Source organism: Solimonas soli DSM 21787 (assembly GCF_000474945.1).
Classification (GTDB): domain Bacteria; phylum Pseudomonadota; class Gammaproteobacteria; order Nevskiales; family Nevskiaceae; genus Solimonas; species Solimonas soli.
The window spans coordinates 231,213-257,150 of sequence record NZ_KI440837.1; the positions used below are offsets into that span (position 1 = coordinate 231,213).

General features: G+C 67.9%; 19 protein-coding genes. 13 read left to right on the forward strand and 6 right to left on the reverse strand.

The genetic code is table 11. The annotated features are described in order from the left end of the window. Nucleotides 1–8 precede the first annotated feature (8 nt). The 5 genes from K344_RS0115710 (at nucleotide 9) to K344_RS0115725 (ending at nucleotide 6,987) form a co-directional block, all read left to right on the forward strand. Nucleotides 9–1,937, forward strand: a complete 1,929-nt coding sequence (locus tag K344_RS0115710) for a coiled-coil domain-containing protein (RefSeq protein ID WP_043114703.1) — start codon at nucleotides 9–11, stop codon at nucleotides 1,935–1,937. 42 nt (nucleotides 1,938–1,979) lie between these two features. Next, complete coding sequence (locus K344_RS0115715) at nucleotides 1,980–3,200, forward strand: HEPN-associated N-terminal domain-containing protein (protein WP_084197519.1); 1,221 nt, start codon at nucleotides 1,980–1,982, stop codon at nucleotides 3,198–3,200. Continuing rightward, entirely contained in the window at nucleotides 3,197–3,967 is a 771-nt protein-coding gene (locus tag K344_RS23610; RefSeq protein WP_157623012.1) for an HNH endonuclease, read from the forward strand. Before K344_RS0115715 ends, K344_RS23610 begins: the two co-directional genes overlap by 4 nt. Beyond that, the gene (locus K344_RS0115720) at nucleotides 3,964–5,721 is read left to right on the forward strand and encodes a hypothetical protein (RefSeq protein WP_157623014.1); all 1,758 of its coding nucleotides are present in this window, start codon (nucleotides 3,964–3,966) and stop codon (nucleotides 5,719–5,721) included. The genes K344_RS23610 and K344_RS0115720 overlap by 4 nt, the downstream gene beginning before the upstream one ends. A gap of 99 nt (nucleotides 5,722–5,820) precedes the next feature. Further along, a complete protein-coding gene (locus K344_RS0115725; protein WP_028081469.1) occupies nucleotides 5,821–6,987 on the forward strand; it encodes an HNH endonuclease signature motif containing protein in 1,167 nt (388 codons plus the stop codon). Between the two features lie 337 nt (nucleotides 6,988–7,324). Here the strand turns inward: K344_RS0115725 and K344_RS0115730 are convergent, their stop codons facing one another. After that, entirely contained in the window at nucleotides 7,325–7,561 is a 237-nt protein-coding gene (locus tag K344_RS0115730; protein WP_028081470.1) for a hypothetical protein, read from the reverse strand. 103 nt (nucleotides 7,562–7,664) lie between these two features. Beyond that, a complete protein-coding gene (locus K344_RS0115735; protein ID WP_028081471.1) occupies nucleotides 7,665–8,480 on the reverse strand; it encodes a hypothetical protein in 816 nt (271 codons plus the stop codon). 152 nt (nucleotides 8,481–8,632) lie between these two features. On the opposite strand from K344_RS0115735, the gene bcsD reads away from it, so the two are divergent. From bcsD to K344_RS0115775, 8 genes are all read left to right on the forward strand, one after another. Next, nucleotides 8,633–9,109 carry a cellulose biosynthesis protein BcsD gene (gene bcsD / locus K344_RS0115740; RefSeq protein ID WP_028081472.1) on the forward strand — a complete coding sequence of 159 codons (477 nt, stop codon included), beginning with the start codon at nucleotides 8,633–8,635 and terminating at the stop codon, nucleotides 9,107–9,109. Between the two features lie 4 nt (nucleotides 9,110–9,113). Then, a complete protein-coding gene (locus K344_RS0115745; RefSeq protein WP_028081473.1) occupies nucleotides 9,114–9,650 on the forward strand; it encodes a hypothetical protein in 537 nt (178 codons plus the stop codon). Between the two features lie 32 nt (nucleotides 9,651–9,682). Beyond that, nucleotides 9,683–11,797 carry a UDP-forming cellulose synthase catalytic subunit gene (gene bcsA / locus K344_RS22065; protein ID WP_043114705.1) on the forward strand — a complete coding sequence of 705 codons (2,115 nt, stop codon included), beginning with the start codon at nucleotides 9,683–9,685 and terminating at the stop codon, nucleotides 11,795–11,797. 40 nt (nucleotides 11,798–11,837) lie between these two features. Beyond that, nucleotides 11,838–14,063 carry a cellulose biosynthesis cyclic di-GMP-binding regulatory protein BcsB gene (locus K344_RS0115755; protein ID WP_084197527.1) on the forward strand — a complete coding sequence of 742 codons (2,226 nt, stop codon included), beginning with the start codon at nucleotides 11,838–11,840 and terminating at the stop codon, nucleotides 14,061–14,063. Nucleotides 14,064–14,113: 50 nt separating this feature from the next. Then, nucleotides 14,114–15,235, forward strand: a complete 1,122-nt coding sequence (gene bcsZ / locus K344_RS0115760; protein WP_169729307.1) for a cellulose synthase complex periplasmic endoglucanase BcsZ — start codon at nucleotides 14,114–14,116, stop codon at nucleotides 15,233–15,235. Then, on the forward strand, nucleotides 15,226–17,634 hold the full coding sequence (locus tag K344_RS0115765) for a tetratricopeptide repeat protein (RefSeq protein ID WP_084197528.1): 2,409 nt from the start codon (nucleotides 15,226–15,228) through the stop codon (nucleotides 17,632–17,634). The genes bcsZ and K344_RS0115765 overlap by 10 nt, the downstream gene beginning before the upstream one ends. A 213-nt stretch (nucleotides 17,635–17,847) precedes the next feature. Then, on the forward strand, nucleotides 17,848–19,365 hold the full coding sequence (locus tag K344_RS0115770; RefSeq protein WP_028081477.1) for a cellulose synthase subunit BcsC-related outer membrane protein: 1,518 nt from the start codon (nucleotides 17,848–17,850) through the stop codon (nucleotides 19,363–19,365). Beyond that, nucleotides 19,362–19,781 (forward strand): tetratricopeptide repeat protein, encoded by a 420-nt coding sequence (locus K344_RS0115775; protein ID WP_028081478.1) that lies wholly within the window; start codon nucleotides 19,362–19,364, stop codon nucleotides 19,779–19,781. The genes K344_RS0115770 and K344_RS0115775 overlap by 4 nt, the downstream gene beginning before the upstream one ends. Nucleotides 19,782–20,052: 271 nt before the next feature. Here K344_RS0115775 and greB read toward each other — a convergent pair whose 3' ends face one another. The 4 genes from greB to K344_RS0115795 form a co-directional block, all read right to left on the reverse strand. Continuing rightward, a complete protein-coding gene (gene greB / locus K344_RS0115780; RefSeq protein WP_028081479.1) occupies nucleotides 20,053–20,559 on the reverse strand; it encodes a transcription elongation factor GreB in 507 nt (168 codons plus the stop codon). A 136-nt stretch (nucleotides 20,560–20,695) separates the two neighbouring features. After that, the gene (locus K344_RS0115785; RefSeq protein WP_028081480.1) at nucleotides 20,696–21,544 is read right to left on the reverse strand and encodes an SDR family oxidoreductase; all 849 of its coding nucleotides are present in this window, start codon (nucleotides 21,542–21,544) and stop codon (nucleotides 20,696–20,698) included. A gap of 114 nt (nucleotides 21,545–21,658) precedes the next feature. Next, nucleotides 21,659–24,391 carry an MMPL family transporter gene (locus K344_RS0115790; RefSeq protein ID WP_245586243.1) on the reverse strand — a complete coding sequence of 911 codons (2,733 nt, stop codon included), beginning with the start codon at nucleotides 24,389–24,391 and terminating at the stop codon, nucleotides 21,659–21,661. 666 nt (nucleotides 24,392–25,057) lie between these two features. Beyond that, the gene (locus K344_RS0115795) at nucleotides 25,058–25,876 is read right to left on the reverse strand and encodes an outer membrane lipoprotein-sorting protein (protein WP_028081482.1); all 819 of its coding nucleotides are present in this window, start codon (nucleotides 25,874–25,876) and stop codon (nucleotides 25,058–25,060) included. Between the last annotated feature and the right edge of the window lie 62 nt (nucleotides 25,877–25,938).

Below are 25,938 nucleotides of genomic sequence, written 5' to 3' on the forward strand. Positions count from 1 at the left end.
GAGCGTCCATGGTCCAAACCTCCGCCCCCGCCGCTCGCACGCGACCGCGACTCTGGGTCGAGACGCTCTGGATTCTGGACTCGCTGACGGCCGAACAACCAATTCGCGAGATTCCACTAGAGCGGGGCCTCAACCTCATCCTGTCGCCTCCGATCAGAGGAAGCACAGGACACGGGGTCGGCAAGACCGCGTTCTGCCAGTTGCTGCGGTTTGTGCTCGACGATCCCCAGTGGGCGGCAGGCTCGCCGTTGCGCGATGAGCTGCTTCAGGCCATGCCGGATGGTGCCGTCGCGGCGAAGGTGCACGTCGGCGGCCAGGCATGGACTGTCGTCAAGCCGTGGCGGCACCAGAAGCACTATCGCGCGGCCGTTGGTGCGAGCTGGAAAGACCTGGCCCGCGATGAAGTCCTGAACGAGCACGACAAATATGTGGCGGCTCTGCGCGAATCGCTCATCGAGAGCCTGCCGGTTCAGCAGCTCCCCGGCTCTAATCAGCCAATCCAATGGCAGCACGTCCTCGCCTGGTGCTCACGGGACCAGGGGAGTCGGTATCAGAGCTACTACCACTGGCGAACCGAGGGGACCGGGTTCACCCTGCCGGCCCAATCGCCGGCGCTTGTCATGCGCATCGCCCTGGGCCTGCTGACAGACGCTTCGACCCTGGACCAGTTGCGGAAGGCCGAGGACAAGCTGCGGAATGCCGAGCAGGAGCTGGCCGCGTGGTCGCGCCGCCCGGCAGACCTCATGGCGCACGTCAAGCATCAACTCGCCGCCCTTCTTGGCGCGAATGAGGCCTCGCCGTTCAGGGCGAAGACACTCTTCGACGGGTCGTCGCTGCTGGCCTTGGCGAAGCAGCGGGTGTCAGGCTACGAGGACGCCATTCAAAAGGCTCGCGACGAGCAGAAGAGGCTAGAGTCGAAACGTTCGGATATCTTGGCGGAGCGGACGCCGCTGGCTCAGCAGATCGGCATGCGCAGGAACTATGTCGCTCGCCTCGAAGCCACTATCGACGGCAACACGAAGGAGATCGAACGCCTACGCAACGAGCCCCAGTCTCTGGAGAGCATGTCGTCTGCGCTGTGCGGCCCGGGGAATATTCCGTTCGGGGACTGCAACCACGTTCAGGCTCGCATCCGGGCGGTCCAGTTCGATAGCCGGCTCAGCATGCACCAGCGGGTGGAGGAGAAGGTCACTATGCAGGCCACGTTGGCCGCCCAGCAAACGTTACTTCAGCCAGCCGAACGCGCCCTGTCATCGCTGGATGAACAGATCAACAAGGTGGCAGAAGCCCTGGAGAGCGCCAAGGATCGTGAACTGACGGCGCGCGCCGAGAAGCGACGCCTGGACGAGGCCATTGTTGATTTCGAATTCTACGAAGGCGTTGTGTCCGGCAAAACGGACTGGCCAGAACTTTCCGGGCGCCAGGCAACCGTTCGCTCGCTGCGGGACGAAGTTGACCGCCTCAGGGGCAAAGCGGAACAGGAACGCCAGACCTACGCCCAGCGCCGGGCAGCCATAAACGCAACGATGGAAACGCTGGCGAAGCAGCTCCCCAGCTTCACGTGGGGCGTATTCGACGACAGCAAGCCGCACCCGTTCCACCTCGGTCCGATGCACTCGACGACCTTCGGTGTGCTGGAGACTTTGGCCGGCGATCTTGCCTGCCTTCTGGACAGCAGCAATCCGGATAGCTATCACCCCGGCTTTCTGCTGCACGACTCGCCACGAGAGGCCGAGATGAGCGAGCCCGTCTTCTGGGCGCTTCTTGCGGCGGCGCCTCAATCGCCCTCGGCTCCGTGCCAGTATGTCGTGACGACCTCCACAGAGGCGCCCGAACAGTTTCAGCCCTACGTGCGGCTGTCGCTCGATGCGCGAAGCGACGACGGCCTGCTCTTCAAGGCACGGATCGGATCTGAAAGCAGGCCGTTGCCGATATGACGCGCGACCCCAACGCCTTCGGTATGCAGAGATAGGAAACGCATGGGCGGAGCAAAAGCAGCGTGGATGGAGGCGCAGGAGCGTGGCTGGGACGCGCCCGAGAAACACGTGTGCCCCGATTGCGTGTCCGATCCGTATCTGAAGGCACTGATCGAAGGGGGCGTCACCTCCCGCACCTGCGATTACTGTGGTGAGCAAGCGGACACTGAGATCGCCGCTCCGGTCGAGGAAATTATGCCCGCAGTGATGGGCGCGCTGACGCACTACTTCGCAGAGCCCGGCGGCGCCGGCGTCCCTTACGAGAGCGCCGAGGGCGGCTATCTCGTTGAGCCGACGGATACTGCCGATGCTCTCATGTCTCTCCCTCTCGAATGCAACGATGAGCTCTTCGATGACATTGTCTCGGCAATCGCTCACTTCAACGACGGGTGGGTTGAGGCGGGCCAAGGACATTGGGCATCAGAGCAAAAGAACCAGGAATTGATTGGCGGCTGGAACCGCTTTTCGAATCACGTCAAGCACAGGCAGCGCTACTTCTTTACCGCGACTGAGCGTGACTTTGGGCAGGACATCGAGCCGTCGCGATTGATGCCGGAGCTTGCGTCCGTCGTTTCTGAACTTGAGCTGATTGAGGGGATGGATGCGGATACTCCACTGTTCCGCGTCCGTGCGCGTTCGCCCAGCAACACGTGGTCGATGGACGCTGAGAACTTGGGCGCGCCTCCGTCCAGGAGGGCTGCTGCAGGGCGGATGAACCCGCCCGGTATCAGCTACCTGTATCTCGCGCTCGAACCCGCGACGGCCGCCGCCGAAATCGTTCGTGGTCCGCCATGCTCGCTCGCCCTCGCGCACTTCCGAACAACTCGACCGCTTCGGCTCCTGAACCTGATTGATCTCCCCGCGATTCCGTCGATTTTCGACTACGAACGACTGCGGGAACGGGAGTTCCTCGTGTTCCTCGCTGAGTTCGTCCAGGCCATCTCGCGACCCGTAGAGAAGGATGGCGCTGAGCACATCGAATACGTACCGTCGCAGATCGTCTGCGAATATTTTGCGTCTGTGTTCCAACCCGACTCCCCACTGGACGGATTGCTCTATCCAAGCGCCGTGAGCAAGGGCGGCCGCAATCTGGTCCTCTTCCCACGCTTCGACGAAGGCGACAATCAATTCCCGCAGGTTCTGTTCCAGGACTCCTGGACCGCCGTCGCAGAAGATTGGACGGCGCTCTCAAAGCTGATCGGCAGCTCGCGGGGCGTCCCGTGATCTCGGCAATCCTCCTCTCCAAGCTTGCGCACGACGCCGGATTCGACGTAGAACTCGGAGAACGCGAGGGATGGCTCCAGTTCCGCCTGCCTGGGCGTCAGCTGCGCGCGTGGCTGCGGGCTGAGAGCGCCAACATTGTCGTGGCGCTTTCGCGGAACGATGTATTCGCAGAACTGCAGTTCGGCACAACGTGGAGCGGGCATTTGCCCCGAGAGACCCAAGGCGCACGAGTCGTATCGTCTGCCGCCGATCTGGTCGCGCTCCTCGCGCGGGCGAGAGTGCTAGACCGCACGCTTCCCGACGCCCTGCTGGCCGAATTTCATGCGACACCCACGGTTATTGAACGAACCGAGGCCGAGGCGCTGGTTCGCCAGCGACGCGGACAGGAGTTGTTTCGCAAGGGCTTGCTTGAATACTGGAGCGGGCGATGTGCGATTACGGGCATCGACGTCCCAGAGCTGCTCCGCGCAAGCCACGCCAAGCCGTGGAAGGACGCGACGGATGCCGAGCGTCTGGATGTTTATAACGGTTTGCTTCTTGTCGCGCACCTGGACGCTGCTTACGACAAGGGGCTGATCACGGTGCACCCAAATGGGCGAGTAGAGGTATCTCGCCGCCTCTCTCCCACGGCACTTCAAGTCCTAGGACTCGACCAGCCGGCGTGCATACCATCTTTGAAAGGCGCCCACTCGCCTTTCCTCGAATGGCACATCGCACACGTATTTGCAGACCGCAACCAACAGGGACTGACGGGAGGCACTGATTGACGACGAAGGACGTTGGTGAGGCTCTGGAACGATTTCTCGGCTCGATTGAAGCACCTGCGATTGCGCTTTCCGGGAACTGGGGGCGCGGCAAAACCTTCTTCTGGAAGCGGGTCATCGCTGACCATGCCGCAGCAGGTCATCTAACCGGCCCGTACTCATATGTGTCCCTATTCGGCATTGCGAGCCTTGCAGAGTTGAAGCAAGCGGTTTTCGACAACGCTGTCGGTGCAGACCGTGTTGTCGAGGGCGCATCGTCGGAAACGTGGCTACTCAATGCAGCGAGTACGGTGCATGTCAACCAGAACTCGCGCACGAGAAAGCCGTGGTGGAAAAGGTCTGCTGGACAAATTGCGGATGCCGGGCGGAAGCATTTCTCCGTAATCGATGCGCTTCCGATCGTCCGCGATTACGCCCCGATGATTCGAGCTGCGGCATTCCTTTCCGTCCATGGCTACGTCATCTGCCTGGACGACCTTGAGCGCCGTGGGGTAGACCTTCCCTTGAAGGAGGTATTGGGCCTCGTGTCGCTTCTGACCGAGCAACGGAACTGCCGTGTCATTGTGATCTTGAACGAGGACGCCCTCGCTCCAGTCGACAAAGACGAATATTTCGCGCTGCGCGAGAAAGTATTCGACACCGATATCAAGTTCGTGCCGACAGCGACGGAATGCGCCAACCTCGCTTTTCCGGTGGAGTGGGAGCATCGCGCGCTGGCGGCGGAGTATTCGGAGAAGCTTGGCATCACAAACATCCGCATCCTTCAACGAATACGGAGAACCGTAAGCGCCCTGTCACCTCACTTCACGGGCCGGCACGCATCTCTGACGAAACAGCTTGTCCATTCCGCGACGTTGCTCACTTGGACATTCAACAGCAAGGAGGAGGGTACGCCGGGCTACGAGTTTGTAAAGGGCTTGGGCTACGGGGATTGGCTCGATCTAATGGATGACAAGAAGAAGGCGCCGCAAAACGAGCAGGACTGGCAGCAGTTGCTCTCGGACTATGGGTATCGGAACACGGACGAACTCGATCGCGAGATCTGCGCCTTTCTGGAAAACGGATTCGTCGTGGCTGACCGATTGACAACGGTGCTTGACCGTTCGCACGAGGCGGCCGTCAAGGCGCAAGCCGCGGGCGCTTTCGACGATGCGTGGAATCTGTACCACGACACGTTCGCGGACAATACGGCCGAGCTGATCCAAACAATGGAACGACGATTCGCGGATGGCGCGCAGTGGATCAGCGTAGGCAATGCCGACAGTACCATTCGGTTGCTCAGAGAGCTTGGTTACGACGCGGTGGCCGACAAACTGGTGAGCCACTGGATTGATATCAATGCCAAGCTCAATCCCAGCGCCCTGAACCTCGACGACAATCCGTTCAGTCGTGACCTGAAGGATGAGGCGTTCAAAAGCGCAATCAACGAGCAGTTCTTTAAGCAGAAGGAACGCCCCACGTTGGCAGACGTGATCAAACGAATCGCTGGCAAGAACGGATGGGGCCAGAAGGATGAAGAGACGCTTGTCGCTGCTTCCATCGATGACTACTTTGAGTTCTTCAAGGGCGTGGGTCGCGACGAAGGGCTTTCAAGCTACGTGAAGGTGTGTATTCAGTTTGGACAGTTTTCCAATGCGACCGAGCAGCAAAAGACGATTGCCCAGAAGACCAAAGAAGCTCTGCTGCGGATCGGCAAAGAGAACAAGCTCAACGCGATTCGGGTCCGCCGATACGGGATTGATGTCGAGAGGGCTTGAGCCTACCACCACACGATCAAGACCGGCGGCAGCAACAAGCTACGACCTATTCCGCGATCAGGTGGAACCAAGTAAAGCAACCGGAGGGATGACAACCGAATGGAGAACATCAGTAAGTTCCTCGTGCGGCTCGGCTTCCCCCTGCGCGTTGTTAGGCAGTCTTGGGGCGCGCACTCTGATTTCGGTGTGTTGCTCACAACATGGGCCGATGATCTTGATGAGAGCGGCCACTTCGTACAGGTGCTGGGATCAAAGGCCTGGAGGGAAACCAAGCCCTCGTGGGGCTTGAGCGAACGGATTGATCACTTGCGCGCGTTGTGGTCGGGTGGGCTCGCCGGATACACCGTCATTGCGACGGCGAAAGACACCAAGGCCCACCCGCGTACGATTCAGTCCTACGATGCGGAGAATGTCCGCGCTATCACTTCGCTCGTGGTCCGGCCCGATGGGTCTATCTGGGCGGAGGTTCGCGAAGACGTACCCGTCGGACGCCTGAAGAAGCACGCCGCGAGTCATCGTCTCGTGCCCGGCGACGGCCCGTTTCCGATCGCGCGAACGCGGACGAAACCCTTCAAGGCCAGTGCGGCGCCCTACGTTGCCAAGCTCCCAGCTATTCGTCAGTGGCTAATCGAGGTCGCGCGCCGCCGGGGAACGGTCACCTATGGCGAAGCGCGTGCTCCATTCGGCCTGCGCACCTTGGAGCATCGGCATGCCATGGACCGCATCGGCCATGAATGTCTGGATGCCGGCGAGCCTATCCTCACCTCGCTCATTGTCGATGCAGACACGGGCCGGTGCTCATCCGGGTTCTTCAAGGAGTTTCGCCGCGATGATGTCGAGGAGCGTGAGGACTGCTACGCCTTCTGGTCATCATCCGCAGCGCGGGCACCAGCCGCCAGCCGCGGAGTTGCCACGACGCCGCCAAGCACTGGCGCGACACGCAACGGGTCGCTTGCCGAACGCGCGGCCCGTTTCGCCAAGGCGGCCGTAAGGCCGGATCAGGCGGCCTTCCGCCGTCGTGTCTTCCTCGCCCATCACGGCGCCTGCGTCGTCACAGGCTGTACGATTTCTGAAGCCTTGGACGCGGCCCACCGCCACGGCCGCGACTGGAGGCGTGGACACAACAGCGGTGCCGATGGCCTCCTCCTGCGCAAGGACATCCACGCGCTCTACGACGCCAAACTGGTCAGCATTAACGACAGCGGTGTGGCTACGTTTGACCCGGAAGTGCTGGTTCACTACCGAGACCATGCACGCAGGCCCTGATGCCTCGGGTTCAAAGGGCGGGAGCACGCAGCACTTGGGGAGGCTCCCTACGCAGCGCCCTTTCCGCGATTCATCTGCACTATATCTGCACTCGCACCGCCAACTGCCGCAATTTCGCGCACCTCCCCGCACCCCTGCTGCAACCTGTCTTTCGAATAGATTCAAATAGTTGCCATTAAATCAACTGGTTGCAGGTGCCACCGGGCCGGCTTAGAAGGCCGTTGCTCTATCCAAACTGAGCTACGGGCGCATGGCGCGCATTGTAGGCGATGCGCAGCGGGCCGCGGCCGGCCGCGGGTCGCTCGGCAGCGACGCGGCGCTTCGGTCGAGCCGGCGCTCAGAGTTCCGGCGTGCCGTCGTTGTCCATGTCGAGCGACTCGCTGCGATCCTGGTCGAGATCGGGCTCGTCGATCGCCGCGCTGAGCGACTTGCGCTGCGCGAGGTCGGCGGCGTGGTGCTGGTGCAGATAGGCCGCGAGCGTCGCCAGCACGATCAGCACGAGGCGCAGGAAGGCGGTGCCCAGGGCCTTGAACCAGGCGTGGCGAACGGCGGCGGGCGGTTTGCGGCATGTCATGACGGATCGAGAGGCTTGTCTCGGCGTGCGCGGATGCGCAGGGCCACGCCGCAGGATACGAATCCGGCGGCGCTCGTGCAGCTGCGGCGATACGCGCCGCGCGTCAGAGCGGTTCGAGCCGCAGCAGGGTCGCCGCCTTGTCGGAATTCGCGACGGCGACCAGCGTCGGCGAGCTCTCGCCGGCCGCCGCCGGCAGCAGGCTGGCGAGGCCGTCGGTGATGACCGACGTACTGCTGCCCGGGCAGGACGTGGTCAGCGTCACGCGGTAGAGGTTGTACTGCTGGGCGATGACCACGAACTTGCCGTTGTACGTGCAGCCGTCGGCGTTGGAGCCGGAGAAGCCGCCGCCGGCATCGACGCTCAGCCGCGTCGTCGCCGTGCCGTAGGCGTCGAGCACGCCCCAGTCGCCCTGGATCAGCGACACGTCGGAACGGGTTTCATAGGCGTCGGCGTCGTAGCTGAGCGCCAGCGTGCCGGTGCCGCCGGTCGAGCGCGTGAAGCTCAGCTGCACGCTGTCTTCCTCGGCGTAGGCGCCCTGGCCGGTCAGCGTGGTGACGCCGGTCGTCGTGGTTTGCGTGCCGCTGTCCTCGTCCGTCGTCGTCACCGGCTCGAACACGCGCGCCGTCCAGCTGATGCTGCGCGCCGCCTCGACCGTGGTGTAGACACCGGAGGCGATCCGTGCGCCGTCGGCGTCGAACACCATCATCTTCTCGGTGTTCTCGCCCTTGCCGAGGAAGGCGGTGACCGCCGTCTGCGCGCCGCCGGCCGCCGTCCAGGTCCCCTCGTAGATGCCGGCCGGGGCGACGCTGACCGGACGCACGTCTGGCGTATCGATGCTGTCGTTCTGGGACGAACAGGCGGCCAGGACCATCAGGCCCGGGCCCAGCCATCCGTGGCGCCACTGCGAGAAAAGCGTCATCGTCGATACGCGAGCGAGGAAAGGCCGCACTTTAGCAAACGCACCACGCGCGCAATGCCCAGGCGTGTAGACAAAACGTTTGATTGCGTCTGCGCGCAGACATAAGGACAATCAGTCAGCATCAGGCAGCAAAAAGAAAAATCGAGCTTCGGGTGGACGACAGGACGCAGCATTACTTTGAGCGTCTGCCGCGTGCGGCGGCGGCACCGTTGCTGCTGCGCGCGCTCGGCCACGAACTGGCGGCGCAGATTTCCGCGCCCGTGCTGCGCACGCTGCTGTATCGCGCCGGCCGCGCCATCGCCCGCGAGCATTCCGCCAGCGGTTTGCGCACGCTCGCCGATTTCGAACAGTTCGCCGGCCGCACGCTGGCGGCGCTCGACCTCGGCTGGGTGCAGATCGAGGAAGTGTCCGGCGCCGTCGACTTCGTGCACGGCTGCGCCCCCCTGGTGAACTGGTTCGGCGCGCAGGCCGAGGACTGGGCGCCCGGCCTGCTCGAAGGCCTCTACGCCGAGTGGATGTCGCAGCTCGGCGCCGACGATCGCCTCGACGTTCGCGAGATCGAAGACGCCTCGCTGCCGCCCGACCGGCATCGGCTGCGCTTCGCGCACGAATCGGTGTTCGGAGCCTGAGCCGATGAGCGACAAGAAGCCGGGCGACGACGACGTGCAGCAGCTGCTCAGGGATCTGCAGCTGGGCAATTTGCAGTACCGCGAATTCACCGCGCCGACCGCCGCGAAGCTGCGGCTCGCCGGCGGCAAACCGCAGGAGCCGGCCGTGACGCTGCCGGCGGACCCGGCGGTGGTGCCGGCCAAGCCGGCGCCGGACGCGCGGCTCGCCGCCGGCGTGCCACCGCTGTCGGCGGCGGCGCCGACGCCGGCCCTGCCGCCCGCCGCCGCGCCGCGCAACGCCGCCACGCGCGCGACGGCGCTCGACACCACCTCGCCGTCCGTCACGACGGCGGTCCACGAGAGCCCGCTCAACTTCACCTTCGAGCGTCTGCGCCGCCAGGTCATTCCGGCGCGCGCCGCCGTGCCGCAGCTGAACCTGCAGCTGCCGCCGCGCCAGCGCGTCATCCTGCAACCGCGCCTCGCACGCCTGCGGCAGCGCGCGCTGGCCGAGGTCTTCGCAGCGCTGGCGCAGACGCCGGCGGATAAGCGCCAAAGCTCCTGAATGCGCCATCGCCCGGTCCAGGGAGGACTCGCATGCGCCGCCTGAGCCTCATCGTCGTCGTCTTGCTCTTGCTGGTACCGGCGTATGCTCTGATCACGGCGCCGGCCACGCTGCTCTGGCAGACCTACACGGCGGTCGGCATGGTGATCGCGGCCAACGTCCTGCGTCGCCTGCGCGACTACCGCTGGGCGCTGGCGATGATGGGCCTGTCGGTCATCGCCAGCACGCGCTACCTGTACTGGCGTCTGACCGAGACCCTGCCGCTCGGCCCCGAATTCAATCTCTGGGATCAGTTCCTCGCGGCGGGCCTGATCGGCGCCGAGCTCTACGCCTACGTGATCCTCATCCTCGGCTTCATCCAGACCATCTGGCCGCTGCACCGCAAGCCGGTGCCGCTGCCGCCCGATCCGTCGCAATGGCCGACGGTCGACGTCTTCATCCCCACCTACAACGAGCCGCTGAAAGTCGTGCGGCCGACCGTGCTCGCGGCGCTGGCGCTCGACTGGCCGCGCGACAAGCTCAATATCTACGTGCTCGACGACGGCCGCCGCGACGAGTTCCGCCAGTTCTGCGAAACGGTCGGCGTCACGCATCTGATCCGCGGCGACAACAAGCACGCCAAGGCCGGCAACATCAACGCGGCGCTGAAGAAGACGCGCGGCGAGTTCGTCGCCATCTTCGATTGCGACCATATCCCGGTGCGCTCGTTCCTGCAGATGACGATGGGCACGATGATCGTCGACCCGAAAGTCTCGCTGGTGCAGACGCCGCACCACTTCTTCTCGCCGGACCCGTTCGAGAAGAACCTCAGCACCTTCCGCAAGGTGCCGAACGAGGGCGAGCTGTTCTACGGCTTGATCCAGGACGGCGACGATTTCTGGGACGCTTCCTTCTTCTGCGGTTCCTGCGCGGTGCTGCGGCGCACGGCGCTGGAGGAGATCGGCGGCATCGCCACCGAGACCGTCACCGAGGACGCGCACACCTCGCTGCGCATGCATTCGCGCGGCTGGCGCAGCGCGTACATCAACATCCCGCAGGCGGCCGGCCTCGCCACCGAATCGCTGTCGGCGCACGTCGGCCAGCGCATCCGCTGGGCACGCGGCATGGCGCAGATCATGCGCGTCGACAACCCGTTCCTGATGAAGGGCCTGAAGTTCGGCCAGCGCATCTGCTACATGAACGCGATGCTGCACTTCTTCTACGGCCTGCCGCGCCTGATCTTCCTCACCTCGCCGCTCGCCTATCTGCTGCTCGGCGCCGACATCATCAAGGCGCAGGGCTGGATGGTGCTCGCCTACGCCGCGCCGCACGTGATCCTCGCCACGATCACCAACAGCCGCCTGCAGGGACCGTTCCGCCATTCGTTCTGGGCCGAGCTGTACGAGACCGTGCTGGCGACCTTCATCATCGTGCCGACCGCGCTCGCCGTCGTGAATCCCAAGCTCGGCAAGTTCAACGTCACCGCCAAGGGCGGCATCGTCGACCGCGACTACTTCGACAAGGACATCGCCAAGCCGTACTACCTGCTGTTCTCGCTCAACCTGGTCGGCATGGCGGTGGGCTTCACGCGGCTGCTGCTCAATGACCCGCATCCGGACACGGTCGCCCTCAACATCGGCTGGACGCTGTACAACCTGATGATCACCGGCGGCGCGCTGGCGGTGGCCAGCGAGAAGCGCCAGGTGCGCGAGGCGGTGCGCGTGCGCACCAAGCTCGAGGCGGCGATCCGCCTGTCGCCGGACGACGGCGCCTGGCTGACCAACACGCTCGACGTCTCCTACAACGGCGTCGCGCTGACGCTGCCGGACGGCGTCGCGCCGCAGGTCGGCCAGCGCATGCAGGTGCTGCTCACGCCGAGCCGCAGCGACACCTGGATCGACATCGACGTCAAGCGCGTCGGCCGCGGCATCGTCGCCGGGCGGATCGCCGAAATGACCATCGCCCAGGAAAGCGCGCTGGTGCAGGCGCTGTTCGGCCGCGCCGACGCCTGGATGCAGTGGCGCGAGCGCCAGGATCTCGATCGCCCCCTGCATGCGCTGCTCGCCGTCGCGCGCCACGGCCTGCGCGGCAGCCGCAACTTTTTCCAGTGGCTGGGCAGCAGCCTGCTGGCACGCGCGCGCCGCCCCGCCGGCACGAATGCGGCCTGAATCCCCACACTGTCGCCCACCGCGCAGACGGAGCACCTCGATGCCTGCCTTGAAGAACCTCCTGCCGCTGCTGATCGGCGTCGCCGTCGCCAGCGGCCACGCCGCGGCGCAAGCGGCGCCGGCCGCGACGCCGCCGGCCGGCACCGACATGGCCTTCCTGCAGTCGTCGCGCTCGCTGACGCTCAAGGATCTCGGCCAGATCTATCCGCTGAAGCTGCGCACGGTGTTCGGCCAGGCCTCGATTCCGCTCAACCTGCGCGCCGACCAGGTCGTCACCGGCGCCAGCCTCGAACTGCGCTACGCGCACTCGCCGTCGCTGCGCTTCGACCTCTCGCATCTCAGCGTCTATCTCAACGACCAGCTGCTGCGCACGCTGCCGCTGACCGCGGAAAGCGCCTCGGGCGCCAGTGTGCGCATCGCCATCGACCCGCGCCTGCTGCTGCCGCACAACCAGATCCGCTTCGAGCTCGTCGCCCATTACGCCAAGCCGAACGAGTGCGAGGATCCGGCGCACAGCACACTGTGGGCCGACATCGACAACGGCAGCCGTATCGATCTGACGATGTCGCCGCTGCCGCCGCCGCCCGACCTCGCCAATCTGCCGGCGCCGCTGTTCGACGCCGGTGACGAGCGCCGCCTGCGCCTGCCCTTCGCGTTCGCCGGCACGGCCAATCCCGGTACGCTCAAGGCCGCCGCCATCGTCGCCGCCTGGTTCGGCACGCAGGCCGACTATCGCGGCGCCGATTTCCCGGTGTCGTTCAACGCGCTGCCGCCGGGCGAAGGCGTGGTGCTGGTGAGCGGCGCGGCGGCGCTGCCGGGCTTCGAGCGCTTCGCCGGCCGGCAGACGCCGGGCGTGGCGGTGATCGACAATCCGAACGCGCCGGGCAGTCAGCTGCTGGTGCTGTCGGCGCCGGACAGCGCCGGCCTGGTGCAGGCCGCGCAGGCGCTCGCGCTCGGCAAGCTCACGCTGCAGGGCCCGAGCGCCGAAGTCTCCACGCTCGAACTGCCGCCGCCGCGCGAGGCCTGGAGCTCGTCGCGCTGGGTGCGTGCGGACCGGCCGTTCATGCTCGCCGACGGCGCCGTCGCGCCGCTGTCGGTCACCGGCCTGGTGCCGGGACCGATCGGCTTCGAATTCTCGCTGCCGCCCGATCTCTTCCCGCTCAGCAAGGAGAGCGTGCGCGCGCATCTGAAGTACCGCGCGGCGCCGGTGTCGGCCTTCAATTCCTCGCTCAATGCCCTGCTCAACGGCCAGTTCGTCGGCGGCGTGGCGCTCGATCACAGCAGCGCCGGCAAGCGCAAGGTCGAGGACAGCTCGACGCTGGATCTGGTGCTGCCGGTCGATGCGCTGCGCGCGCACAACCGCCTCGACGCGCAATACCACTTCCGCCGTGACACCAACCTGCCCTGCCAGGATTTCGACAGCACCAGCCTGCAGGGCTCGATCGAGCCGGCCTCGACGCTGGAGATCCGCCGCTACGCGCACTTCGCGGTGATGCCGGCGCTGCAGAAGTTCGCCGACGGCGCCTATCCGTTCTCGCGCTACGGCGATCTGGCCGACACGGCGATCGTGCTGCCGCAGGCGCCGACCGAGACCGACGTGTCGGCGGCGCTGATCGCCGCCGGCCACATCGGCCGCTGGACGCGCGACGCGGCAACGCGCATCGAGGTGACGACGACCGACGCGCTCGACGCCGTCGCCGATCGCGAACTGCTGCTGGTCGGCCGCCTCGACATGCTCGGCCTGCCCGACGAGTGGACGCAGCGCATGCCGCTGCGCCTCAGCGGCGAGCGCGTCGAACTCGCGCCGCTGGGCCTGTTCACCGAACTCAGCGACCGCTGGCTGCAGGACCGCGATGTCAGCGCCGCGCGCGAACACGCCAGCCGCGTGATCGTCGACGCCGCGCAGGGCTTCGCCGCGATCGAGGGTTTCGAATCGCCGCTGAAGTCGGGCCGCAGCGTCGTGCTGCTGACCGCCGGCCGCAACGGCGACGTGCGCAGCGCCGCGCTGGCGCTCACCGATCCGGGCGACGTGCAGTTCGTGCGTGGTGGCCTGACCCTGGTCCAGGGCAGCAAGGTCAGCGGCTACGATCTCGGCAGCGACTACGAAGTCGGCCATCTGCCGTGGTGGTTCGCGATCCAGCGCTGGCTGGCGCTGCATCCCTACCTGATCTGGCCAATCGCGCTACTGCTTGTCATCATCGTCGGCATCCTCGTGCAGACGCTGCTGCGGCGCCGCGCGAAGCTGCGTCTGGAACACAAGATCTGAGCGCCGAGGCCGATGGCGCCCACGACGAGGCGATGTCGATGCAGGGACGCATGATCCGAGCGATGCGCTGGCTGGCCTGCCTGCTGCCGCTGCTGTTCGCGCCCGCCGGCGGCGCGGCGACGGCGGCGACGGCCTGGCCCGACTGGCGCGCCTTCGACGACGCCTTCATCGACGCGCAGGGCCGCGTCATCGACTGGAGCGATCACGCGCGCACGGTCTCGGAAGGCCAGGCCTACGCGCTGTTCTTCGCGCTGGTCGCGGGCGATCGCCAGCGCTTCGCGCAGATTCTCGACTGGACGGAAAAGAACCTCGCGCGCGGCGATCTGCGCCACAACCTTCCGGCCTGGCACTGGGGCCAGCGCGACGACGGCAGCTGGGGCGTGATCGACGCCAACCCGGCGAGCGACGCCGATCTCTGGATCGCCTACACGCTGATCGAGGCGGGGCGTCTGTGGAAGGTGCCGGCCTGGCGCGACACCGGCCGCGCGCTGCTGGCGCGGATCGCCGCGCAGGAAGTCGTGCAGATTCCGGCCGGGCCTTATCTGCTGCTGCCGGGGCCGCAGGGCTTCATCGGCAATGACAACTCGGTGCGCTTCAATCCGAGCTACTACGTGCCCTCGCAGCTGCTCGCGCTGCAGGCCGAGGACAGCCGCGGCCCGTGGCTGCGCCTGCTCAAGGACTACGTGGCGCTGCTGCCGCAGATCGCGCCGCTCGGCCGCGCGCCGGACTGGACGGTCTGGCGCACCGACCGCATCGTCGTCGACCCGGCCAGCGGCGGCACCGGCAGCTATGACGCCATCCGCACCTACCTCTGGGCCGGCATCGCACCGGCGGGCGCGCAGGGCCCGGATCTGCGCCTCGCCCTGCGCGGCTATCGCGACATGGTCGCCGAGCTCGAGCGCATTCCCGAGAAATGGTCGACCGGCAACAGCGGCATCTCCGGCGACGCGCCGCCCGGCTTCTACGCGGCCCTGCTGCCCTATCTGCGCTCGATCGCCGACACCACGAATTACGAAGCGATGCGCAAGCATGTCGAGAGCACGCGCGTCGACGGCCTGTACGGCAAGCCGGCGCGCTACTACGACCAGGTCCTGGTGCTGTTCGGCAAGGGCTACGTCGACGGCCGCTACCATTTCGACGCCAACGGCAGAGTGATTCCTTCATGGCAATGAAATCCGACGGGACGTCCCGCGTCAGGCCGAAGGCGGCGCGGCGCTACGGCGTCGCACTCGGCCTCGCCTCCGGCCTGCTGGTCGGCGCCCTGCCGATGCCGCACGCGCTCGCCCAGAACGGCGCCGTCGCCCAGCTCGTGCAGCAGGCCGAATTCTGGGACGCCAAGCAGCGGCCCGATCTGGCGCGCGACAGCTGGAAGCGCGTGCTCGCCGCCGATCCGGACAACGCCAAGGCGCTCGCCCGTCTCGCCGTCCTCGAACAGCAGAACGGCAATGCCGCCGAAGCGCAGCGCTATCTCGACAAGCTGCGCGCGGTGGCGCCGGATTCGCCGCAGATCAAGCAGGCGCAGTCCGAGCTGCAGGGCGGCGGCCGCGCCGCCACGCTGGCGCGCGCGCGCCTGCTGGCGCAGCAGGGCAAGGCCGCCGACGCGATCGGCGCCTACGAGCAGGTGTTCGGCGGCAAGACGCCGCCGGACGATCTCGGCGCGCTCGAGTATTACGAGACCATGGCCGGCATCGAGAGCCGCTACGGCGAGGCGCGCGAGGCGCTCGCCACGCTGGCGCAGCGCAATGCCGGCGACGCGCGCTATGCGCTCACCTACGCGCGCGTGCTCAGCTACCGCGCCAGCACGCGTCGCGACGCCATCGAACGCCTGCGCGGCCTGTCGGCCGACGCCAAGTACGGCGCCGACGCGCGGCGCGCCTGGCGCCAGGCGCTGATCTGGCTGCAGGCGACGCCCGCCGACCAGCCGCTGTACGAAACCTACCTGGCGACCGCCGGCAACGACGCCGAGATCGCACAGAAGCTGGCGGCGCTGAAGGACGCGCGCGCCGGCGCCGCCGCCGCGCAGGCGAGCCAGACCGCGGATGCCGAGCTGTCGCGCGCCTTCGGCCATCTCAACGACGACGAACTCGACGCCGCCGAGGCCGGCTTCGAGCGCCTGATCGGCGGCAACGGCGCCAACGCCGCCGACGCGCGCGCCGGCCTCGGCCTCGTGCGCCTGCGCCAGCAGCGCTTCGGCGACGCCAGCAGCCTGTTCGACACGGCGATCCGCGCCAAGCCCGGTCTCGAAGCGCGTTATCGCGAAGCGCGCCGCACCGCGAATTTCTGGAACCACGTGCGCAGCGGCGAGCGCGCCGCGGCGGCGGCCGACACGCGCCGCGCCGAAAGCGAATACGCCGCCGCCTTGGCCGCGCCGCCGCCGGGCGGCGCGCCGGCTTCGGTGACCCGCGCCTACGCCGACGCGCTGGTCGCCAACCACAAAAGCACGCAGGCCGAACAGCTGCTGCGCACGGCGCTGAAGACGCAGGCGAACCAGCCGGAACTGGTCGGCGGCCTCGCCGGCATCCTCATCCGCAGCGGGCGCAGCGACGAGGCCAACCGCCTGCTCGCCGGCGCGCCGGAAAGCTCGCGCGCCGAATTCCGCACCGCGCAGGCCGAGATCGCGCGCCAGCAGGCGGCGACGCTGGTGCAGGCCGGCCGCAACGCCGAGGCCGAGCAGAAGCTGCGCGAGGCGCTGGTCGCGGCGCCGGAGTCGCCGTGGATCCGTCTCGATCTGGCGCGCCTCTACCGCCGCATGGGCCGCGACGCCGAAGCCGAATCCCTGCTCAACGCGATGGTCGACGCATCCGCCGACACCGCGCAGGCGCGTCTCGCGCAGGCTTACGCCTACGCCGAATCGCAGCGCTGGTACGAAACGCTGCTGGCGCTGGAGAACGTGCCGCCGGCCGATCGCGGCGCCGACGCGCGCACGCTGCAGCGCGAGGCCTGGGTGCGCTACCAGGTGCAGCGTGCCACGCAGGCCGCCAAGCAGGGCGACGCCAGCCACGCCGCCGAATGGCTCGGCGCCGCCGTCGACGCCGCCGGCAACGATCCGGCGCTGGCCAGCGCGCTCGCGCAGGGCTGGTCGGCGCTCGGCGATCCGGCGCGCGCCGTCGCCGTCATGCGCCGCAGCTTCGCCAAGCGCGGCGAGCCGGCGGTCGGCGATCGCATCCAGTACGCCGCGCTGCTGCTGCAGCTCGACCAGGACGCCGAGTTCGAAGCCGTCAGCACGACCCTCATCCAGCGCGGCGGCATGACACCGCAGCAGGCGACGACGCTGGAAGACCTGATCGTCGGCTATCGCATCAAGCTCGCCGACCGCGCCCGCGAGCGCGGCGACTTCGCCGGCGCCTACAAGCAGCTGCGCGAAGTGGTCGCGCGCTATCCGCAGCAGCCGCGCGTGCAGATGGCGCTGTCGCGCCTGTTCGCCTCGGCTGGCGAGCCGGACAAGTCGCTGGCGATCGCGCGCTCGATGATGAACCCGTCCGGCACGGGGCCGGAGCCGAGCGACGACGTGCTGTTCGCCAGCATCGACGCCGCGCTCGCGGCGAAGGATCGCGACAGCGCGGCGCGCTGAATCGACCTCGCCTTCAAGCGCGGCGACGATCCGGTCGCCGCGCAGCGCGCCGCCGGCCGTCTCGCCGAGCTGCGCGGCCGCCAGGCCGAGGCACTCGGCCATTACCGCGAGGCAGAGCTGCTGGCCAGGCAGCAGGATGCCTACGGCGCCGCGCCGCCGGACCTGACCCTGATCGATCCGGCGACCGGCAGCGGCACGCTGCTGCCCGACCCGATGCGCGACATGCTGCGCGGCGAGGACGTGCCGGTCGGCCCGCTGCTGCCGCGCGCGCCGGATGCCGGCAGCGAAGCCGTGCTGCCCGCCTCGCCGACGCTGCCGGCGCCGCGCGCCACGCCGCCGGCCGTCGCACCGCCGGCGACGGACGATCGCTACCGTGGCTACCGGCTCGATTCGCGGCTCGGCGACGGCGGCGGCGCTTCGGCGTCGAGCCCGCGCTACGGCGCGCCGCTGGCCCTGCAGTTCGAGCGCCGCATGCGCGTGCCGGCCAGCGATTCGCAATGGGTCGCGCCGTTCTCCGCCGCGCAGGTGCAGCCCATGGAGCGCCTCGCCGGCGAAGTCAGCGGCTGGGCGCTCGGCGGCTTCGAGAGCCGCGCGCGCAACGGTGAATCGGGCCTCGGCCGGCTCTACGATCTGGAAACGCCGATCGACTGGGCAAGCACCGAGTGGCGCGGCGGCCGCGTCGCGCTGCGCATCCGTCCCGCCTATCTCGACGCCGGCACCGTGTCCGGCCAGCGCCAGCTGGTGAAGTTCGGCTCGCTGGCGCTCAACCTCGGCCAGAACCAGGATCTCGACGACCTGCCGCCGATCGACCAGTCCGACGGCGGCCTCGCGCTCGGCGCCGCCTGGCAGCTCGCCGATGTCAGCGCCGACATCGGCACCACGCCGCTCGGCTTCGACATCGAGAACCTGGTCGGCGGCATTCAGTGGACGCCGAGCTTCGACGCACTGAGCCTGAAGATCGATGTCTCGCGGCGCGCCGTCACCGACAGCCTGCTGTCCTACGCCGGCACGCACGACGAATCGACCGGCCATGAATGGGGCGGCATCACGCGCACCGGCGGCCGCGTCGATCTCGCCTACGACTTCGGCAGCTTCGGCCTCTACGGCAACGGCGCGTACTACAGCCTTACCGGCCGCAACGTCGACGAGAACACCGAGTTCGATCTCGGCGGCGGCATCTTCGTGCGCGCCTACCAGCGCGGCGCGCAGACGCTGACGGTCGGCCTCAATCTGACCACCTTCGCCTACGACAAGAACCTGCGCTATTTCAGCTTCGGTCACGGCGGCTACTTCAGCCCGCAGTTCTTCGGCGCGATCACCCTGCCGGTGGCCTTCACCGGCACCTACGGCGCGCTCAGCTACCGCGCCGATCTGGCGCTCGGCGTGCAGAGTTTCCGCGAGGACGGCAATGCGCTGTTCCCCAACAACGCGAACCTGCAGGACCTGCTGAACCAGCTCATCGTGCAGGAGGCGACGCGCTACCAGGACGCCGGCCTGACCAGCGCCTACTACCCCTCGCACGACAACAGCGGCCTCGCCTACCGCATCGGCGGCGCCGTGCAGTACCGCCTCTCCGACCGCCTCTCGCTCGGCGGCACGCTCGGCGTCGACAACGCGCGCGACTACGAGGAAATGGTGCTGATGGGCTATCTGCGCTGGTATTTCTCCGGCGTGCAGATGCAGCCGCTCGAGCCCGCCGTGCCCAACGTCTTCAGGGGACCGTTGCCATGAACCCGTCGCGTCTCGCATCCCGCATCGCCCTGCTCGCCGCCGTGCTGCTGCCGGCCGTCGCGTCGGCGCAGGGCGCGCCGAACGCCGCGCAGCTGCAGTCGCTGCTGCAGAACGGCCAGGTCGACACCGCCGTGTCCACGCTGGAAAGCACGCTCGGCGACAATCCCTTCGATCCGGTGCAGCTCAACAACCTCGCCGCCGCGCGCGCGCGCAGCGGCGACGTCTACGCCGCGCTGCAGCTGCTCGACCGCGCCGCCCGCCTGGCGCCGGAGCAGCCGGTGATCGCCGACAACCGCCGCAAGCTGCGCGAGTGGATCGCCGCCAAGATCGGCGCCAACCAGCAGCGGATGGAGGCGGTGCCGGTCAACGACGTGCCGGCGCAGCTGCCGGATCCGCCGCCGCTCTGGGAGAAATAGCGCCGCGTCCTGCGCCGCGATGCCGCCGCCCCTCCCGCCGAGTGCTAGATTGGCTCGCCAGCGGAGGGATCGCACATGAACAAGAGGCGACGACCACGGCGGTCCCGGCAAGGGACACGGCAGGGATCGCGAGCACGACTGAGAGGCACGTGGGCTGCGTTGCATTCGGACCGACGCTCGCCGGAGCCGCCCATGCATTCACATCTTCGCTCGCGCTCGCCGTCCTCGGCATCAGCCGGCACCCGCGCCGCAGGCGCAGAGCCGTGCATCTTCAGCTCTCGGCCGCATAGCTCACTTCGACAATCTCGAACTCCGTCTCGCCCGCCGGCAGGCGCACTTTCACGAGCTCGCCTTCCGTCTTGCCGAGCAGGGCGCGGGCGACCGGCGAATCGACGCTGATCCAGCCGCGGCCCGAATCGGTCTCGTCGGCGCCGACGATGCGGTAGCGGCGCGTTTCGCCCTCCTGGTCGGCAAGTTCGACCCAGGCGCCGAAGAAGACCTTGCCCTCGCCGCTGGCCTTGATCTCGACGACCTTCACGTCCTCGAGCCGCAGGGTCAGGTATTTGAGGCGCGCGTCGATCTCGCGCAGTTCCTTCTTGCGGTACTGGTATTCGGCGTTCTCGCTGCGATCGCCCTCGGCGGCGGCGGCGGACAGCGCGCGCACGACTTCGGGCCGGCGCAGGCGCCAGAGCTGCTCGAACTCGGCTTTCAGGCGCGCGTGGCCTTCGGCGGTGATGTACGGCGAGGATTTTTCGGACGGCGGGCGCCAGCGGGACATGGACTTTTCAAGCATGGAAAAGCGGAAACCACAGATTACACAGAATGCACAGATGAAAAGACGAAGCGGAAACCGCACCTCGGCTTTGTCGCTTCCGTGGAATCTGTGAACTCCGTGGTTCGCTTCCGCTTTCCGCTCAGCTCAGCTTCGGCAGGTCGTCCGGCAGGAAGAAATCCGGCGCGAGCTGCGATTCCGGCGTGCCGGGCACGGCGGCGTACTGCGAGAAATCGCGCACGCCGCTTCCGTGCAGGACGATGTCGTCGATGCAGAAATTGCCGGTGAATTCGCGCGCCGGCTTGTTGAGGATGACGTAGGCGGCGTCGGCCATGATCTCCGGCTTGCGCGACACCTTCATCACCGTCTCGCCGCCGACCATCTGGATCGCTGCCGTGGCGATCGCGGTGCGCGGCCACAGCGAGTTGACGGCGATGCCGTCCTTCCTGAACTCCTGCGCCCAGCCGAGCGTGCACAGGCTCATGCCGTACTTGGCGATCGAGTAGGCGACGTGCGGCGCGAACCACTTGGCCTGCATGTCGAGCGGCGGCGACAGCGTGAGGATGTGCGGGTTGCTCGCCTTCCTCAGGTGCGGGATGCAGTAACGCCCGGCCATGTAGGTGCCGCGCGCGTTGATGCCGTTCATGAGGTCGTACTTCTTCATGTCCGTCTGCAGCGTGCCGGTCAGCGAGATGGCGCTGGCATTGTTGACGAGAATGTCGATGCCGCCGAAGGTGGCGACGGTCTTCTCGACGGCGGCGGCGAGCTGGGCCTCGTCGCGCAGGTCGCAGAGGATCGGCAGCGCACGACCGCCCGCCTTCTCGATGTCCTCGGCCGCGCTGTAGATCGTGCCCGGCAGCTTGGCGTGCGGCTCGCCGGTCTTGGCGGCGACGACCACGTTGGCGCCGTCCTGCGCGGCGCGCACGGCGATGGCGAGACCGATGCCGCGCGAACCGCCGGTGATGAACAGTGTCTTGCCCTTGAGACTCATGAACCTCTCTCCTCGGAAAAACCAAATCCTCGCATGCCGGCGCGCCGGGCGCCTGCCGCTTTCATGGGATGAAGCCTAGCGGCGGCGCCGGGGTCCTGGCGATGACCGGCCGCGCTATTGCAGCATCGCCGTCGCGCGCGCCAGCCGCTCGGCCTGGATGCGGTTGAGGTTGCGCAGCACCAGCGCGGCGATGCGCGGATAGCGCAGACGCAGGCGTTCGAGATCCTGCGAATCGAAGCGCAGCACGCGCACGGCGCTCAGGGTGTCGACATTGGCGGTGCGGCGCTGCCCGAAGTAGCCAGCCTCGCCGATCACCGCGCCGCGCGTCAGCGTCGACAGGCGCTTGTGCTCGCCGTGACGCTCGACCCAGACCTCCAGCTGGCCATCGACGACGACGTAGATGTCGCGCGCCAGATCGCCCTCGCGGATCAGGCGCGTGCCGGCCGGATGCTTCTCCAGGCTCGACAGCAGCGCGAACACGCGCGCCTGCCGCAGCGAGAGACCGGACAGCAGCGGAATCGTGTACTGCGGCGATTCGCCGAGGTCGAGGCGCAGGATGTCCCACATGGTGACGATGCGCAGCTTGCTGCCGAGCGCCGGCGTCAGCGTGATGTTCATGATCCAGGCCAGGAACAGCGTGAACGCCGAAAGCAGGCCGAACTGCACCTGCGTCTCCAGCGCGCTGCCGGCGAACACCAGGAAGCCCGAGCACAGGGCCACCGTGCTCAGCGTGACGGGACGCAGCACGGCGCTCAGGGCGCTGGTCACTGCCGGCGCTTCGGCGGCGCCGGCGCGCGCATCGGCATTGAAGCGCGCGAGGAACTGGATGGTGTCGTCGACGGCGATGCCGATGACGATGCAGGCGATCAGACAGGTCGTCGGCGACAGGTCGATGCCGAGCAGGCCGAGCGTGCCGAAGTAGATCGCCACCGGCACGACGGTCGGCAGCAGCGCGAGCAGGCCGGCGCGGATCGAGGTGAACATGAACGACAGCAGCGCCCAGATCGCCAGCGTGGCGATGGCGATCGACAGGAACTGCCCGGCGGCGATCTCCTGCACGGTGCGCGTCGCCAGCAGCGGGCTTCCGGTGACGACACCGTTGAGCGGCGGCGGCATCGCCGCGAGCCGATGGTCGATGCGCTGCACGAGCGCGTCGACCTGGCGCGAGCCGTCGACCTTGATGCGCAGCTGGATCAGCGCCGAGCGGAAGCGCGGATCGACGACGCGGCGGATGGCGTCGCCGCCGCCGAACACCAGCAGCTGCTTGATCGCCGCCGCGCTCTCGGGAATATGCAGCGGCGCGCCGTCGTCGCCGCCGAAGCCGCGGTTCAGCAGCTTGAGGTGATCGACATAGGAGACGACGGCGCCGACCTCCGGCTGCGCGCGCAGCCATTCCTGCAGCGCGTCGAGCTGGCCGACCGTGGCCGGATCGGTGAGCGCGTCGTTGACGTGCGTGTCGATGTAGATCGACAGCAGATTGGCGCCGTCGAAGTCGCGGTTGATCGCCTCGTAGTCGCGGCGCACCTCCGAGGACGCCGGGAAGCTCTTGCTGAACTCGGCGCCGGCATGGATGCGCAGCGCGAACAGCGCATCGAGCGGGATCAGCACCAGCGCGCCGAAGATGATCCAGCGCCGGTATTTCTGGTCGAAGGCGGCGAGCCGCACGGCCAGCGCGGCGAGCATGCCCTGCGAAGGCGGCACCTGGCGGCGCCGCGCGCAGCCGGTCAGCGCCAGCAGCGAAGGTAGGAAGCTCAGCGACAGCAGGGTCGCGTAGACGGAGCCGAGGCTGGCGAGCACGGCGAAGTGGCGGATCGCCGGCAGATCGTTGGTCAGCAGCGAAAGGAAGCTCGCCGAGGTCGTGGCGGCCGACAGCAGCAGACCGAGACCGGCGCGGTTGAGCACCCAGCGCGTGCGCGCGGTGCGGTCGTTCTCCAGCCACGGCCGCGTCAGCGCGTCGTGGAAGGCGGAGAGCAGATAGATCGTGTACGACAGGCCCAGCGTCACCACCAGCGCCGGCACGATCGCCGTGACCAGGTTGAACGGCATGTCGAGCAGCACGGCGCTGGCCAGCGTCCACAGCAGCGCGAGGCCCACGGTGGCCGCCGCCGCCAGCGTGGCGCGCCAGCTGCGGAAAGCGAGCAGCAGCAGCACGAGGATGATCGCGAACACCGCCGGCACGGTGAACTTGAGGCTGTCGATGAGCGCGCGCGCCGTCGCCGCGCGGCCGACCTGCGTGCCGGTGATGGCGACCGGCGCGTCGCCGGCCACCGCGCGCGTCGCCGCGCGAATCAGCGCCGGGTAATCGTCGTGCAGGAACTGCCGCTCGCTGACGCCGTCGGCGAGGATCGCGAAAGCCGCCTTGCGGCCGTCGGCGGAAACCAGTGTGTTGCGGTACAGCGGATTGTCGGCGATGCGTTGCCGGAAGCCGGCGATGCGCTCCGGATGCGCGCGCGCCTGCTGCGTGAAGGTGGAAAGATCGAGATCGTCCTCGCTCGTGTAGAGCGCCGGCGCCGTCGCCAGCGACAGCACGGCGCTGACGCCGGGCAGCGCCGCGTAGCGCGCCTGCAGCTGCTCGACGCGCGCCATGCCGGCCGGCGTGAACAGATCATCGAGCTGCACGGCGACGATCACCGCATCGCCCGCGCCGAACTGTTCGCGCACGCGCTCGTACAGCGCCCGGCTGCTGTCCTGGCTCGGCAGCAGGCGCTCGATCGAAGGGTCGATCTCGGTCCGCAGGCGAACGCCCAGCGGATCGAACACCGCCAGCAGCGCCGCCGCGCTGATCAGCAGGCACAGCATGATCACCAGCAAGGGGCGCGTGGCGATGCGCAGCACGAGTCTTTGCATGGCGGGACGCCCTTACGTCGACCTGAGACCGCAGGATTCAGTCATCGCAGCCCCCGCGAACAGACACCCGCGGCGCCGGACGCCCGCACCCACCTCCCCTGACCCCTCCCCCCGCCGGCGGGCGGAGGGGAACTCGATTCGCTTCCCGGGCCTCTCCGCCCCGGGGCGGAGAGGCTTGGGTGAGGCGGGGACTGTGCGCGATGCGCGCTGGCGCAACCGACCATCTCGCGCACCGATGCGCGCAAACACCCGCGGCGCCGGACGCCGGCCCCCACCCCCCCTGACCCCCCCCCCCGCCGGCGGGCGGAGGGGAACTCGATTCGCATCCCGGGCCTCTCCGCCCCGGGACGGAGAGGCTTGGGTGAGGCGGGGACTGCGCGCGATCTGCGCTGGCGCAACCGACCATCTCGCGCACCGATGCGCGCAAACACCCGCGGCGCCGGACGCCCACACCCACCTCCCCTGACCCCTCCCCCCCGCAAGCGGGCGGAGGGGAAGCGGGGTTCGCGCCCAAAGCCCTCTCCGCCTTGGGGCGGAGAGGGTTGGGTGAGGTGGGGCTGCGCGCGATGCACACTGATGCGGACGACGGACGAGCCTCGCTCCCGCGGCCATATACCCCAGAGCTGCCGCACTGCGCACACGACGGCCGGCGGCTCGCTGCACGCCTTAGTTCCCCAGATAGAACGTCGCCGGTCCGAACAGGCGGTCGGCGAGTTCCTTGTCGGGCGTGATGCCGGTGACCTTCACCGTGGTCTTCGAGCCCTGCTTGAGATCACTGACGAGGATCTGCGTCGCATACCAGTAGCTGCCGCTCTGCTGCAGGTCCCCGGGCTCGATCGTCAGGCGTTTCTGCGCCACGCCGGCCTGTTCGAAATCGACGCGCAGCGCCATGCAGGTCCTGGCATCGACCCAGGCGCGCACGCGATCGAAGCGCGCCGCGGCGACCGTCGGCGCCACGCTCAGCACGTGCATGGCGCGGCCGGCGACGGTCTCGTCGCGATCGAGCTTCGGCTGCGCGCCGGAGAACGCGTTCGTCAGCTGCTTGACGTCGGCATAGGAAAGATCGGTGCCCCACAGCGAGCCGTCGATCGCGGCGCCGCTGATGCGCCGCACCTTCTGCAGCGCCGGCATGTAGACGTACATCTCGTCGCCGCTCTCGCGCTCGCGCAGGAGATAGGCGGCGCCGGCGAGATCGGCCGGCGCGGCGATGCGGATCATCGCGCGCAGCTTGTCGTCCTCGCGGCTCGCGTAGATGCGTCCCTGCAGGGTGCGTGTGCTGCCCTTGCGATCGCTGGCGCTGAGCTGGATGTCGCGCACGGTGAGCGTCTTCGGCACGTTGGCGCGCATGCATTCGAGCACGGCGCTCGCGCCGGCCGGCGCCGCGGCGGCATGCGCCGCCGTGGCGGCGAGGCCGCACAGCGAGAGCGCGAGCAGCGCACGACCCGCGCGCCGCGCGACTTCCTGACAGCGGACGACTACGTGCATACGGCCTCCCCTGGCCCGGCGGCATCCGTGGCGCCGCGCGCCATTCTCGCATTGTCGGTCCG